The 14,162-nt window shown below is 44.7% G+C and carries 12 protein-coding genes; 9 read left to right on the top strand and 3 right to left on the bottom strand.

What is annotated here, in order from left to right; genetic code table 11:
• Nucleotides 1-114 precede the first annotated feature (114 nt).
• The 9 genes from R7044_RS05970 to R7044_RS05930 all read left to right on the top strand — a co-directional run bounded on the left by R7044_RS05970 (nucleotide 115) and on the right by R7044_RS05930 (nucleotide 11,109).
• Nucleotides 115-1,299: a glycosyltransferase gene (locus R7044_RS05970; protein ID WP_225455413.1), complete on the top strand. Its 1,185-nt coding sequence runs from the start codon at nucleotides 115-117 to the stop codon at nucleotides 1,297-1,299.
• A gap of 11 nt (nucleotides 1,300-1,310) precedes the next feature.
• Nucleotides 1,311-2,483, top strand: a complete 1,173-nt coding sequence (locus R7044_RS05965; RefSeq protein ID WP_176310958.1) for a glycosyltransferase — start codon at nucleotides 1,311-1,313, stop codon at nucleotides 2,481-2,483.
• Nucleotides 2,476-3,906, top strand: a complete 1,431-nt coding sequence (locus R7044_RS05960) for a lipopolysaccharide biosynthesis protein (protein ID WP_176310957.1) — start codon at nucleotides 2,476-2,478, stop codon at nucleotides 3,904-3,906. Before R7044_RS05965 ends, R7044_RS05960 begins: the two co-directional genes overlap by 8 nt.
• The gene (locus R7044_RS05955) at nucleotides 3,903-5,267 is read left to right on the top strand and encodes an O-antigen ligase family protein (protein ID WP_167415198.1); all 1,365 of its coding nucleotides are present in this window, start codon (nucleotides 3,903-3,905) and stop codon (nucleotides 5,265-5,267) included. The genes R7044_RS05960 and R7044_RS05955 overlap by 4 nt, the downstream gene beginning before the upstream one ends.
• A 115-nt stretch (nucleotides 5,268-5,382) precedes the next feature.
• On the top strand, nucleotides 5,383-6,507 hold the full coding sequence (locus R7044_RS05950; protein WP_205390869.1) for a glycosyltransferase family 1 protein: 1,125 nt from the start codon (nucleotides 5,383-5,385) through the stop codon (nucleotides 6,505-6,507).
• Complete coding sequence (locus tag R7044_RS05945; protein ID WP_005377649.1) at nucleotides 6,504-7,937, top strand: GumC family protein; 1,434 nt, start codon at nucleotides 6,504-6,506, stop codon at nucleotides 7,935-7,937. The genes R7044_RS05950 and R7044_RS05945 overlap by 4 nt, the downstream gene beginning before the upstream one ends.
• Nucleotides 7,938-8,158: 221 nt before the next feature.
• Entirely contained in the window at nucleotides 8,159-9,277 is a 1,119-nt protein-coding gene (locus tag R7044_RS05940; RefSeq protein ID WP_054574133.1) for a glycosyltransferase, read from the top strand.
• The gene (locus tag R7044_RS05935) at nucleotides 9,270-10,460 is read left to right on the top strand and encodes a glycosyltransferase family 2 protein (protein ID WP_225455412.1); all 1,191 of its coding nucleotides are present in this window, start codon (nucleotides 9,270-9,272) and stop codon (nucleotides 10,458-10,460) included. Before R7044_RS05940 ends, R7044_RS05935 begins: the two co-directional genes overlap by 8 nt.
• A gap of 10 nt (nucleotides 10,461-10,470) precedes the next feature.
• Nucleotides 10,471-11,109 (top strand): sugar transferase, encoded by a 639-nt coding sequence (locus R7044_RS05930; RefSeq protein WP_225455411.1) that lies wholly within the window; start codon nucleotides 10,471-10,473, stop codon nucleotides 11,107-11,109.
• A gap of 19 nt (nucleotides 11,110-11,128) precedes the next feature.
• Here R7044_RS05930 and R7044_RS05925 read toward each other — a convergent pair whose 3' ends face one another.
• The 3 genes from R7044_RS05925 to R7044_RS05915 all read right to left on the bottom strand — a co-directional run bounded on the left by R7044_RS05925 (nucleotide 11,129) and on the right by R7044_RS05915 (nucleotide 14,103).
• Nucleotides 11,129-11,518, bottom strand: a complete 390-nt coding sequence (locus R7044_RS05925) for an AAA family ATPase (protein ID WP_151514762.1) — start codon at nucleotides 11,516-11,518, stop codon at nucleotides 11,129-11,131.
• Nucleotides 11,519-11,644: 126 nt separating this feature from the next.
• Nucleotides 11,645-13,225: a BCCT family transporter gene (locus R7044_RS05920; protein ID WP_005377659.1), complete on the bottom strand. Its 1,581-nt coding sequence runs from the start codon at nucleotides 13,223-13,225 to the stop codon at nucleotides 11,645-11,647.
• Between the two features lie 362 nt (nucleotides 13,226-13,587).
• On the bottom strand, nucleotides 13,588-14,103 hold the full coding sequence (locus R7044_RS05915; RefSeq protein ID WP_042522922.1) for an outer membrane beta-barrel protein: 516 nt from the start codon (nucleotides 14,101-14,103) through the stop codon (nucleotides 13,588-13,590).
• Between the last annotated feature and the right edge of the window lie 59 nt (nucleotides 14,104-14,162).

The raw sequence follows: 14,162 nt of genomic DNA, 5'->3' as shown, positions 1-14,162 counted from the left end.
AGTTCCAAACATAAATATCATATAAGATTCAATCACATAAACTAATAGCATATTTTGGCATCTCTATTGCAGCTCAGCAGTTAACGCAGATTAATGATGAGACAGAGGTGACTTATGACTACGCCAAAACGCATTCTATATGTTCATTATGGTGATAATTGGATTCGCGGCAGTGAAGTGGTGCTTCTGGATCTCATTTCAGGAATCGACCGCAATAAGTTTGAGCCATTCGTATGGTCAAACTGCCAACCATTAATCGATAAGTGCCATTCGCTCGGAATTGAAGCGGAACATTCATCCTTCAATTTGGTTGGTGGTTGGAGCGCTCCACGCTGGGATATTAGCGGGTGGAATAGCCTTATCAAACAAGGCTCATATTTGATCGAAAAGCACAGCATCGACTTGGTACACGTCAATAGCGGCGGCCCTTGTCAATGGATGTGTTTGGCTGCTCGCATGAATCATATACCACTTGTCACGCAACTTCATTGCCATTATACATTGCGCGATCGCTTCTCTCTCGGACTTCACCTCTCTCCAAAATTGATTTGCGTTAGCAAAGATGTTGGACGCGAAATTCTTCAGGACGGCTACCCGCAAAACCAACTTCATGTCGTACACAACGGCGTGTCACTTCAAGGCGTGGATACACCCATCGACATTAAAGATCGCCTCGGAATCCCATCACAGGCCTTTACCTTTCTGTCGGTGGGTTCGCTGATTAAGCGCAAAGGGTTTGACCGCCTTATTCGGGCAATGCGCATGCACAACTACCACCACCACAACCCTCACCTTGTTATTGTTGGTGACGGCGAAGAAAGAGAAGCATTGCAACAGCTTGCCGCAGATCTTGGTATCCAAGAACGAGTGCACTTTGTCGGAGAGCAACACAATGCTGGAGCGTGGATGTGTGGTAATGCAGACGCTTTTATTAGCGGCGCCTATGAAGAGGCCTTTGGTCTCGTGCTCGGGGAAGCGGCTTTAGCTCAACTGCCTATCGTGGCTCCTAAAACGGGAGGCATTCCTGAGTTGTTCGAGCATAATCACTCTGCATTGCTGTACCAGAACAGTGGAATGGCGAGCCTGTTAAACGCGATTCAACAAGTCATGCAAGACGCGGCATTAAGAAACAAGCTGGCGGAAAACGCTTACCTACATGCTAGCCAGCACTTAACGACGACTGCATCTATCAACGCTATTGAACGTATTTACGAAGGTGAACTTAATAATAACGCCATTACACCAATGCCAATGACTCACTGCATGAAGCCTCTTTCACGCTGGTTGAGCATCAATTGAGGAGCCCGGTCATGAAACGTGTATTGATGTTCGACGCCATCCCAATGCAAGGTGGATCCAAAATCGCGAATGCAGAGCTCCTTAAGCAGTGCGATAAGCTGAACGTGATTGGTTATCTACTCACTATAAATCCAGAGCATTGGGCGTCACTGCTTAGTGATACACCGCGTGTGCAAGTTATAAAAATAAAACCATCACCATTTAACTCGACTCATGGCCTGACCTACTGGTTGATGAACGCTTACTACTTTCTCCAACTTCTCTACGCGTGCATGAAGCTGCCAAAAATAGATAGCTTTTTGGGCCTATCTTGCCCAAGTAATGATATGCCTTTGTACTTACTACGATTAATTAGCAAAAAGCCTGTGGTACAGATGGTTCATGGTCCTATTGGACGATCGAGATCTGCTGGCTACTGCTTAGTAAAAGCATCGGCAATTTACTACTTGGCAAACACCCGCGAATCAATGGTAGAAGCATTACAGGCCTACCTCAAAACAGAGAAGCCAGCCACCGAACGCTATTGGTGTGGTTTGAATACATCTACGTTTGTTAATGGATTATCGAAAGATCGCTGGCCAAAACAAGCGAATCCGATTTCAAGCCGCGTTTTCTGGGCAGCTAGCTTACTAAAATGGAAGAACATCGATCTTTTGCTTGATGCTTTAACACTTGATGAGTCGAAAAAGATCAAATCCACCGTGTGTTACATCAAACCTAATGTGGCAGGTGTGGAATATTCAACACCGGACTTCAACACACAAGGTGTTGAATGGCATGAGTGCCCAAACAACTTAGATGAATTGCGTTCACAGTGTGGTGTGTTTGTTTCCACCAGTCTCAACGAACCTTTTGGGTTATCTATTTTGGAGGCGCTCGCTGCAGGTATGTGTGTCGTCATTCCACATGATGATAGTTATTGGGACCGCGTGTTAACTCACGGCCGAAATTGTATTAAATACACGCCTAACAATGTGGCTTCGTTACACAACGCAATTCGCCTTTTGAATGAATCGCCGTGGATGAAAGTAACGATGGGTATCGAAGCACTCAATGTTTCTCAACTATACACAGCCGAACGTTGTTATTTGCCAATCGCCCAGCACCTTGCTAGCGAAATTGCTACCAACAATGATTGCGCACTCAAGACACCGCGAGACATCAAAGGATATGACCATGTCTAAAGCAATGACCAACATGACGCTATTTGCTATCGCCTTAGTGATCAATAAAAGCATCAGCCTAATCATGCTGCCTGTATTGCCCCACTTTCTCTCACCAGAACAAATGGGCAAGCTTGAGCTTCTAACAACCTTTGGTGTTGTTACGACCTTGTTTGTCAGTTTCGCTTTGCATGAAGCGCTTTATCGATTCGTCGGCGTTGAAAAGGATAAAAATACGCGCACAAGCCTACTAAACCAGCTGTACTCACTTGCTTTACTCATCGCTGGCGTCGTCGCTCTTAGCTTGCTCACTATCATTTTAATCGCCCCCATTCCCGCGCCTTTTACGCGAGTCGAATTTGCTATTGTTATGTTTGCCATCGTTCTAGAAGGCAGTATTGCAATCGGCACTGCCTGGTTAAGAACACAAGACGACAAAGCAAGAACACTGCTTAACGTCATGGTCACTACCACCATTTTTCAGGTCATTTTTATCGTCGCGGCGCTGTCTGTTCATCCCCATGTTATTTCTGTTTTGTGGGGGGGCTTGTTGGCTGCTATTACTCAATTTGTTTGGCTGCACATCGCTAACCATTACAACGTCACTCTTCCTAAGCTGACATTGGCAAAGCAATACCTAAACTACTGCCTACCAATGATGATGGCCGGTTTAGTAGCATTTTGTCTCAATGGCGCTGAGCGCTGGTTCATTGGTGCCAACACTTCTCTTGCGACGTTAGGGATTTACGCGATAGCGGTAAAATTTGCAGTGGGCATGTGTATTTTAGTGCAGCCGTTTGGCATGTGGTGGATGCCACGTCGATTTAACTACTTAGAAGGGCGCAAGAACACTGAAGCAGTGCGCATCACACACTTAGGTATGATTTACATTACAGGTTTGAGTGTAGTGGTCGGCACATTAGCAATGGTGATGATCACCTACTTACTGCCAGAAACCTATCATGAGGCGGTACTATTCAGCTTATTCTTGCTACCTATCGCCATGTTAAAAGAATGGAGCGAACTCATTAATATTTCCATTTTGTACAAGCGTCGTACTCGCTGGCTACTGGGTATAAATGTCGTCTCTGCGTGCGTTGCGATTGCTTTGCTGTTTGGCTTATCTTCTCTGGGTATTTATGGGGTGTTCATTGCGCTTTATTACGCACAACTGTGTAAGCTGGGCCTGACTTATGTAGTAGGCCAACAATGTATGGCGTTGCCTTTCCACCTAAGTCTGATGGTTTTATTACAGATTATATCCGGTGTGGCACTGTTCCTGCTTCACTCTTCACAATCAATAGGCATCGCCATCGCAATTTGCATTTTGACATGCAGTTTGCTGGCAGGGATAGCCACTCGCTACATGAGTAAAGAGACGCTAAATGCTCTCACTCGATACATAGTGAAACGGCGTGGACAGGTGAAGAGATACTCGTTATGAATGAAACCAAGGTGAGAACAAAACAGTCCATCGCAGCACTGACGATTACAGTCTGTATCGGCCTGCTTTGGATTGTTATGCCTCATCCCATTTTGATTGTTGCGTTGTGTTTCGCACCACTCGCGTTACTGTTTGTTCTCAATCAAACGTTTTGGCTTGTCACACTGTTCGTTATTTTTTCATTCTTTCGTATTCACGAAGCCTTTCCTGTTATCTATAACTTCAAGATCCCATTACTGTTATCACTGGGGGCACTCGCCGCACTCGCCTTTCACCTTCTTATAAGCCGCCAGATTACAGCTTTTTGGCACCCTTCATTAAAGTGGCTGTGTATATTTTGGGGTCTGGTGATCATCGGAATCATATTCGCTTCCAGTCGTGATATCGCAATAACGGTGTTCAAAAACACCTATTGGAAAATCATCATTATGACGTTGGCCATCACCTGGCTTATTACTAAACCTTCACAGCTCGCTCAGATGTCAAAAGCAATTATTTTCGCCGGATTATTGATTGGTCTAGTGGCATTACAAAACGCAGCGAATGGCATTGATTTAGTCGAAGGAACGCGCGTGTCAATAGGACGATCCATAGGTTCAGTACTTGGCGATCCTAACGATTTGGCACTAGTGCTGATGTTTCCCCTTGCCTTTACCGTTAGTCAATTGATGGAGAAGCATTCCCCCAAGCATCTCAGGCTCTTTGCCCTTATCACCTGTTTGGTTTTGTTCTTTGCGATCATTGAGACTCAGAGCCGCGGTGGGTTACTCGGTTCACTGTCTGTATTTGCCTACTTTGCTTTTAAACACATCAAAAGCAAAACATTAGTCTTGGTACTAGGCGCCGTAGCAGCCATCGTACTCTACGCATTCGCTGGTATTTCAGGACGAGAATCGGGGGGAGCCGCTGAGGATGGTATAGATGCCTCTGCGATGGGGCGACTTTATGCGTGGGAAGCGGCATTTAAAATGGCGCTGCATCACCCGTTGACTGGCGTAGGTCTAGATAACTTTTACTTTAATTACTATTTCTACAGCCCACACTGGGATGGTATCAACCACGCGGTCCATAGTACTTGGTTTGGCGTGTTAGCAGAAACGGGTTTTGTCGGGCTCGCGGTGTTCATTACTTTAATTGTGTCATTGATCCGCACCTCTTTGCATTCCATCTCATTGCTGACACCAAAATCAGATTACACCCTCTCTGTAGGAGCAAACGCCGTGTTAAGTGGGCTTATCGGTACCATCGTATCAGGCACTTTTCTGACTCAAGGTTTCACCTGGCCAATTTACATTCTAGCGGCATTAACAGTTGTCGTTAGCCGAATTGTTCAAAGTGACTGTCAAAATGAGAAATCCTAGTTTCAAACATAAACAAAACCCATAACTCACTGTTTTAAAATGGCTAATTCCTTGGCACGCATTGTGATTACTCACTTGATTAGTAATCAAATAACCAAGACTAAAGGAGAGCCACATGACGGACATCGTAGTATTTGGAGAAGATTTTGGTGGGTTACCCTCTTCCACTCAGCATATTGTCAAGCGACTAGCAGCGAACCATCGAATCCTTTGGGTGAACTCCATTGGCCTTCGTCAACCTAAGCTGGATTCTAAAGACATACAACGTGCGTTAAACAAACTCACTCGTGTATTTCATAACGTAGGCTCACACAAGCCAACATTGGACTCTGAAACAAACCCAAACATTCACATCATCAACTTGCTCACGATTCCTGCCCCTAGTTCTGCACTAGCAAGAAAAGTGGCCGCTAAGATGATGAAACACCAACTCAACAAACAATTACAAGCTCTTGGTTTTGATAAGCCTGTATTTTGGACGTCGCTCCCGACTGCTGCCGATCTTTGTGCAGAAATGAACCCACGTGGACTGATTTACTATTGTGGTGATGACTTTAGCGCTTTAGCTGGCGTTGACCACGACACGGTAGCCAAGCACGAACGTACACTGGTTAACGCGGCTGATGTGATTTTTACAGCAAGTGACAAACTCGCCACTCAATTTCCATCTGGTAAAACCGTCACTTTACCTCACGGTGTCGACTTTAGTTTGTTCTCTGAGCCAGCACCTAAGGCTGAAGATTTTCCTAATAATGGTCGCAAAGTGCTGGGCTTTTATGGCAGTTTGTCTGAATGGTTAGACTACGACTTAATTGCCCAAGTCGCAGACCAAGCGCCTGACTGGGATCTCGTGTTCATCGGCCCCAACGAGTTCAGTGACAATCCACTTCCACAAAGAAGCAACATATACTACCTGGGCCCGAGAGCGCATCACACTCTGCCACGTTACTCTCAACACTGGGATGCCAGTTGGTTGCCCTTTGTTGATAACGCTCAAATCAAAGCGTGTAATCCGCTTAAACTTCTTGAGTACTTGGCAACAGGAACCTCTGTTATCAGCACACCCTTTCCCGCATTAATGCCGTACAAGCATATGCTCCACATAGTTCAAAATGTCGAAGATGTATGCGCCAGTCTCGCTCACCTGATCCCACCCCCGGCAAACTCAAAGCAATACGTTCAACAGCAAAGCTGGGAAGCAAGAGCCAACCAAGTTGAGAAATTAGTGAGGACGCTATGAACGATTTGAGAGAGAACCTTAGTGTATTACTACATGGCGCTTGGCGACGTCGTTACATGATCGTTATACCAATGCTTGTCTTACCGGTGCTGGGTTTCATCGTAAGTAAGCTGGTTCCGACGACTTATGTTGCTCATACCAGCATGCTTATTCAAGAGACAGCGAAAATGAACCCGTTCCTTCAAGACCTTGCCGTCTCAACAATGCTTAAAGACCGATTGAGCGCACTCAGTACTCTGCTAAAAAGCCGACACGTTTTGTATTCTGTCGCAAAAGAACAATCGCTGATCAATGACGAGATGAGTGCAAAAGAGCAAGAGTTCATCATAAAAGATCTTGCGTCGCGCCTGTCTGTTCAGCCACTCGGTAAAGACTTCATTCAAATTCAATTGCAAAGTGGTAAATCAGAAGGAATGGAGTCGATGCTGCTCTCTGTCAGAGAGCATTTTGTCGAACAGCTTTTGGCTCCTGAGCGTTCTTCGATTAAAGATTCGAGCCATTTTTTGACTATCCACATCAACAAACGCAGGGAAGAACTAGACAAGGCAGAGCAAGCCTTTGCAGAATATAAAAATACTTACTCAGACGCGACGCCCGAAATGCAAGCTCAAAGCCTTACTCGCCTTGCTAGCCTCAAACAAACGCTAGCCGAAAAGGAGGCGGAGCTTGCTGGTGTTTCACGAAGTCTAGGCAGTTTGGATCAACAACTATCCAAAACGAACCCGGTTATCGGTAAACTGGAAGAGCAAATCATCGACATTCGTAGTGAACTTACCCTGCTTCGCGCTAAATACACAGAGGCGCATAGTTTAGTGCAAGGTAAGTTGCGAGAATTAAACCGGTTGGAGCAGGAACGCTCGGTACTCTTGAACTCTAAACAACCAGAACTAAACAGTGCTCAACTATGGGATATCGCGAGCAATACCACAGTAAACAGTCTTGGCGAAGCACAGCCTCTACTTGTCTCCCAACTACATCAATTACAAATGATGCGCGGACGTTTTGAAGCACTTACGGAAGAAACCAACAGCTTGCGAGACATGATCCAAGAATTAGAGCGAAATGCGCACCAATTTGGGAGCACAGCAACAGAAATAAACCGCTTAGCTCGTGACGTCGCAGTGAAGAGAGAAATGTATGATGAACTCGTCGAACGCTATGAGATGGCCCAACTAACGGGTTCTTTGGGAGAGTTTGAAGAGAATAAGCGCGTAAAAATCATTGATGAACCGTTCACGCCAACAATTCCAACTAACTTACCTAGTTTTGTATTTGTCATTTTAGGATTTATTGGTGGCGCTGGTTTAGGCATTGGATTAGCGACGATACTAGAGTTAGCCGATAACTCTATCCGCTCTAAAAGAGCATTAGAAAAACACCTTGGTGTTCCTGTCATCACCACTTTACCTAACGTAGTGTACGGAAACTAACCGCCATAAGAACTCATTTACAAGCACTCGGTCGGCGAGTGCTTTTCTTTTACTACTGCCTTATACAGCCTCATAGCATGTCCACTAATATGAATCTCAAATTGAGAATAAACATAAAGCCTCACAAACATCAATATTAACTTATTGTTTTTAAATGATTAATTTTTTGGCACGCAGTCTGCAATTCCTAAATAAACAAAGAACTCAACGAGGGTTTGAAAATGGAATTCAGACAAAAACACAATAACACTAAGCACAGCAAAAAAGTGATATTACACGTCGTGCAACACTTAGCTCCTGGTGGTTTAGAAACGCTCGTACTAGAAATGCTTCGTTTTGCGCAGCCAAACCATTCCGTTTTTGTCGTGAGCTTAGAAGGAAGCAAAGAACATGCACTACAAGGCTGGCAAAAACTATTGCCCTACCAAGGCCAACTGCACTTTCTTAATAAGAAACCTGGATTCAGCGGAAAAACCATCAGTACGCTGACTTCCATGCTCAAAGGACTTAAGCCTGACGTGGTCCACACTCACCATATCGGCCCACTTCTGTACGGTGGTATTGCTGCACGTTTAGCGCACGTACCTGTAGTGATTCATACCGAGCACGACGCATGGCACCTTAATAACAAAAAATCAGCTCAACTACAGTCCCTTTTGCTAACGATGATTCGCCCGCAAGTGGTTGCCGATGCGAACTTTGTCGCCCATCAAATACAGACTAAGTTAAAGTATCGCAAAGTTTGTACTATCCATAACGGGATTGACTGTCAGAAGTTTAAAAGCGGTGACCAAACGGCAACAAGACACTTGTTTGAACTTCCAACCGACAAAATCGTGATTGGCGTTGCCGGGCGTCTAGAAGCAGTTAAAGGCCATAAAGTGCTTATCGAAGCCTTCTCTCATCTTACGCCAAACACACACCTAGCAATCGCAGGTGATGGTTCTCAGCGAACTCAATTGGAAGCACAAGTTAGAACGTTAAAACTTGAAGATCGAGTAACCTTTTTAGGCTTGGTGGACGATATGCCCAGCTTTTACCAAAGCCTAGACTTGTTTTGCTTACCATCACTTCAAGAGGGCTTTCCTCTCTCAACCCTCGAGGCTCAAGCATGTGACATTCCTTGCGTCGCAACGGATGTTGGCGGCGTGAAAGAGACGCTCTGTCCGAACAACAGCACACTGGTTGAAGCAAATCGCGTGTTTTCGTTGGCCGAAGCGTTATCACAACAACTGGAATCATCACACCGCTCTCCTCGAACTTTTATTCTCAAACACTTTGATATCAGAGACATGGTGAGTCGCTACTCACGTTTGGCCAAGGAGGCTAGCTATGAATGATTTACTTTGGATTATAGGGTTTGGTTTATCCACGTTTTTGATTGTCTATCATCACGTTGGGTACCCACTGCTCCTTAAATGGCTTCCTTTAAAACGGCAAGCCGAAACCAAAGCACCATTTGTAGAGCGAGCTTACAAAGCCTCCAAAACAGACAGCCAGCTACCCTCTATTACTGTCATCGTGCCCGCCTACAATGAAGAACAATGGATAGCAGAGAAGATCCGTAACCTTGCGAGCCTAGATTACCCAAGGGATAAGTTAAGAGTAGTGATCGCATGTGATGGCTGCACAGATAACACAGCCGAGATTGCTCAAGCGACAATTCAAGAAGCAATCTGCTCTGATACTCTGTTCATTATTAATGATCACCAAATCAATCGCGGTAAAGTTGCCCTACTCAACGAAGAAATGCGTCATGTTAGCTCGGACATTACCGCACTGAGTGACACGTCGGCATTGATTTCTTGCGATTCTCTGTTGCTAGCTAGTCAGCATTATCAAAATGAGAACGTTGGAGTGGTTAACGCAACATATCAAATAATGAGTACTAATAACCAAGGTGAAGCGGCGTATTGGCGATACCAGTCTCGAGTAAAGCATCAAGAATCCTTGTTAGGTTCAACGATTGGTTCCCACGGTGCATTTTACACTTTCAGAACTCACTTATTTGAACCACTGGAAGTCAGCACCATTAATGACGACTTTATTCTCCCTATGAGAATCGTTTTGCGAGGCTATAGCGCTATTTACGAGCCAAACATGCTGGCTCTTGAACTAGAACAGAGCTCAGACAACGCAGATTTCAAGCGGCGCCTAAGAATTTCAGCGGGTAACATGCAGCAGCTCATGCAATTAAAGAAATTACTGCTACCTCGTTATCGTGGCACTGCCTTTGCATTTCTATCGGGAAAGGTTCTGCGCTTAGCAACACCCTATTTGATGATTGTTTGCTTTATTTGCTCACTACTACTGGCACACAATCCGCTGTTTCAAGTAATGCTGTTCGCACAAGTTGGTATTTACAGCATCGCGCTTATTACTTACTTAATGCCAGCACTTAACACTATTAAACCTTTTAAGCTGATTAGCTACATCGTCATTGGTCATCTCGCCAACTTTATCGGCGGTATGAAGTATTTGCTCGGAATGGAAAATGGACGTTGGAAACGCGTCAACCAATAAGGAAAGCATCATGAAAAACTCACGCTACGATTCAAATGTATGCCACGCAAAAAGAACGTTTGATGTACTGGTTGCAATGCTTATTTTGGTCGTCACTGCACCACTATTCCCATTTATCGCGCTAGCGATCAAAACCACATCGAAAGGCCCTGTGATTTATCGCCAACTGCGAGTAGGACGCTGCACACCAGAAAAAATGGATCTTTTTCAAATCATGAAGTTTCGCACCATGTATATTGATGCAGAGCAACGCTCTGGCGCAGTATGGGCAACTGAAAATGATCCCCGCATCACGCCAGTAGGACGCTTTTTACGCAAAACGCGTTTAGATGAACTACTTCAACTGTTTAATGTGTTGAGAGGTGAAATGTCGATGATTGGGCCGCGCCCAGAACGCCCAGCTTTCTACCAGAAATTAGAAGATGAAATCCCCTATTTTGTAGAGCGCACATATGGCGTGTTACCGGGTATCACAGGCTTAGCTCAGGTTAACCAAGGCTATGATGCATGCATTGAAGATGTAAGACGCAAAGTTGGGTTTGACCACAGTTACGCACTAAGCTTAGGTTCGTTTTACTCTTGGATTTCAATGGACCTTTCAATCATGAGCAAAACATTCGTTGTGATGATTGACGGACGAGGTCAATAGCTTCCGGTTCTGGTAACGGTCACTCTTGCCACTGGCGGCGCATCTTTTCTATCGTCGCTGGTGGCACGTCATGAATGCTTTGATACGCTCCGTGACACACTTTAATTTCCACCTCGATGCGCTTCTTCATGCAGTAGTCCATGTAACGCTTCATCTCCCAATGTCGAACAAACGTATTGCTCACAATCACGACTTTCCCTTTGTTCAACCACTTTCTAGTTTGCTGAAAACACCACTCATGCGCTTGAGGTAATTGAACCGGTTCAAAGTGATAATCACCTTCATCATTTTCAAAATACATGTCAGCTTCAAAATGCTTAGCACCAAGCTCTATTGCCAGTTGTTTTGCTAAGGTTGTTTTACCTGAACCCGGAAGTCCACGAATAAGAATGAGTTTAGCCAGTGACATAATGCAGTTTAATGAGGTGGAAATAAGCCTAAACTGTAACGAAATTATTGGAAAAGAAAAGTAGAAATAAAAAATGCCGAGCACATAAGGCTCGGCATTTAAACTCAATCATGGATCGCGTTGTATTTATTTGTAAGCTGGCAGTTCAGTTCTTAACCCTTTCACCAAACTTACGCACATCAACAGCAGAACAAAAGTAAACGGTAACCCTGTTGCAACAACGCCTGATTGCAATGCTTGCAAGGCTTCTTTACCACCAACCCAAAGCATTACGGCTGCAATTGCGCCTTCAATACACGCCCAGAAAATGCGTTGCGGTACTGGTGCATCAATCTTACCACCGGCGGTAATACTATCGATAACCAGCGAGCCAGAGTCTGACGATGTAATAAAGAATACCAGAATCAGCACGATAGAAAGCATTGAAATCACTGAGCTATACGGAAGCGCATCGTAAACATGGAACAGAGTCAATGAAATATCAGTTAGGCCATTTGCACCTAGCTCACCAACTTTATTCACCACTTGGTCAAGCGCGATACCACCAAACACAGACATCCAAATCAAAGTAACAACTGTAGGAATAACGATGACTGCGAATAAGAATTCTCGAACCGTACGACCTTTAGACACACGCGCGATAAACATACCAACAAACGGTGACCAAGATACCCACCAAGCCCAGTAGAATACCGTCCAGCCGTGCATCCAAGTTTCATCTTCACGACCGTGAGGGTTACTCAATGGAATAATATTTTCAATGTAAGCCATTGTTGTGTCGCGTAGCGAGCTCCACGCCGTATCAAACGTGATGAAGGTAATGAAAATAAGCAGCGCAAACGCAACCACCATATTAACGTTACTCAGTAGCTTAACACCACCATCAATACCACGAATCACTGATAGCACCGCGATAAAGGTAACGAAGGTGATCACAATCATTTGTGTACCAATGCCGCCTTCTAGACCAAAGACATGGTTAATACCACTGGTCGCCTGCTGAGCACCTAGACCTAGCGACGTTGCAAGACCAAATAGCGTCGACAAAACGGCAAGGATATCAATAACGTGACCTAACCAACCCCATGCACGGTCACCAAAAATTGGATAGAACGCCGCGCGCAATGAAAGTGGTAAACCTTTGTTAAAGGCAAAAAACGCTAATGCTAGTGCAACGAGTGCGTAAATACTCCAACCATGTACACCCCAGTGGAACATAGTGGCACCCATCGCGAGGGATTTTGCTTCTTCGGTGTATGGTACTGCGTTAAGTGGCATTCCCCACCAATCAGTGAAATACGCGGTCGGCTCAGCCACACTCCAGAACAGAAGACCAATACCCATACCCGCGGCGAAAAGCATCGACAACCAAGAAACGGTTGAGTGATCCGGCGTTGCTTCTTTGCCTCCTAAGCGGATTTTACCTAGCGGAGAAAAAAGAAGAGCAACGGCGAACAATAAGAAGAAGTTTGTCGACCACATAAAGAACGCATCAAACTGTTCGATAATTCCGTTTTTTAGACCGTTTAATACGTCACGAGCAGTGGTTGGCTCAACAAGAAGAAGTGAAATCAGACAGAAAACAACGAGCCCCGCACTAATGCCAAAAACCGGGTTATGTATATCGAATCCCCACTTTTGAACGTTATCCTGTCCAACCTGATAATCGGTTGTATCAATACTATATTTTTTAAATGCATTATCCATAAATACAAATTTAACGTGAATTTGAAACGCCCCTCAGGTGAGAAGAACTCCAATACCGCCCTCCATTAATTTGAACTCTAAAGTTTTAAAGCGGGGCGAATTTTAGCAGCAATCACATATTTTTGCAAAAAGTCGTGATTTATTGCATTTTAAGCTCAATTCAAGACAGATGAAGGGGAAATAATATCAACACAAAAATTATGAGGTCTAACGATTGATTTTGTCGTAGGTTGTAGACTAGAAAAGACACAAGAAATACTTAAGTTCATAGCCAGTCACTGCGCAAATAGAGAAGACCTGCGCTGATTTGGTTTCACAATTAACGACGAAACCAAATCAGCAAACCTTTCATCCAGCGAGCGTTATAAGAAATGGAAGGTGATGTTCCCTGTTACGCTGCTAACGGTATCGCTATCGCCTTCAATATCCACGCCAAACGCTTGATAACTCGCGCCCACAGACACATTGTCAAGCAAGAAGTATTCGGCACCAACACTATACATGTAAGAGACGCCATCATCTTTGTCTAAGTTTCTCAGTCCGCCGTCATAATCAACGTTGAATGCATTGATGCCGCCTTTTGCGTAAACGTGTAACGGGCCGAAGTCGATACTAGGTTTCGCCGCTAAATAGAATGAATCAAAATCAGCACTACCCCTGCTGCCACTCAAAGATAAATCCACTTTGCCGTGATTAAAGTAGCCTGCTTCAATGCCAATGAACGGCAAAATACCAGTACCGACATGAATACCGTAGGTTGTATCATTTTCGCTGTCGATATCGGACTGACCAATTTGGCCACCAGCGTAAATCCAAGAGTCAGCCATTGCTGACGTTGAGCACAACGTTAGAGCGAATAACGAGAGTGTTTTTTTCATACTATCCCTTCCTGATCGATTCCTAAGCGAAACATTACGCAAATATGCGCATTTAATCG

Source organism: Vibrio sp. 1402, assembly GCF_033340275.1.
This window is presented reverse-complemented; position numbering and strand designations above follow the sequence as displayed.

Excerpts from the sequence above, each read along its gene's own strand:
- R7044_RS05970 (WP_225455413.1), top strand. The coding sequence starts at position 115 with ATGACTACGCCAAAACGCATTCTATATGTTCATTATGGTGATAATTGG.
- R7044_RS05955 (WP_167415198.1), top strand. The coding sequence starts at position 3,903 with ATGAATGAAACCAAGGTGAGAACAAAACAGTCCATCGCAGCACTGACG.
- R7044_RS05940 (WP_054574133.1), top strand. The coding sequence starts at position 8,159 with ATGGAATTCAGACAAAAACACAATAACACTAAGCACAGCAAAAAAGTG.
- R7044_RS05945 (WP_005377649.1), top strand. The coding sequence starts at position 6,504 with ATGAACGATTTGAGAGAGAACCTTAGTGTATTACTACATGGCGCTTGG.
- R7044_RS05960 (WP_176310957.1), top strand. The coding sequence starts at position 2,476 with ATGTCTAAAGCAATGACCAACATGACGCTATTTGCTATCGCCTTAGTG.
- R7044_RS05925 (WP_151514762.1), bottom strand. The coding sequence starts at position 11,518 with ATGTCACTGGCTAAACTCATTCTTATTCGTGGACTTCCGGGTTCAGGT.
- R7044_RS05965 (WP_176310958.1), top strand. The coding sequence starts at position 1,311 with ATGAAACGTGTATTGATGTTCGACGCCATCCCAATGCAAGGTGGATCC.
- R7044_RS05930 (WP_225455411.1), top strand. The coding sequence starts at position 10,471 with ATGAAAAACTCACGCTACGATTCAAATGTATGCCACGCAAAAAGAACG.
- R7044_RS05915 (WP_042522922.1), bottom strand. The coding sequence starts at position 14,103 with ATGAAAAAAACACTCTCGTTATTCGCTCTAACGTTGTGCTCAACGTCA.
- R7044_RS05935 (WP_225455412.1), top strand. The coding sequence starts at position 9,270 with ATGAATGATTTACTTTGGATTATAGGGTTTGGTTTATCCACGTTTTTG.
- R7044_RS05950 (WP_205390869.1), top strand. The coding sequence starts at position 5,383 with ATGACGGACATCGTAGTATTTGGAGAAGATTTTGGTGGGTTACCCTCT.
- R7044_RS05920 (WP_005377659.1), bottom strand. The coding sequence starts at position 13,225 with ATGGATAATGCATTTAAAAAATATAGTATTGATACAACCGATTATCAG.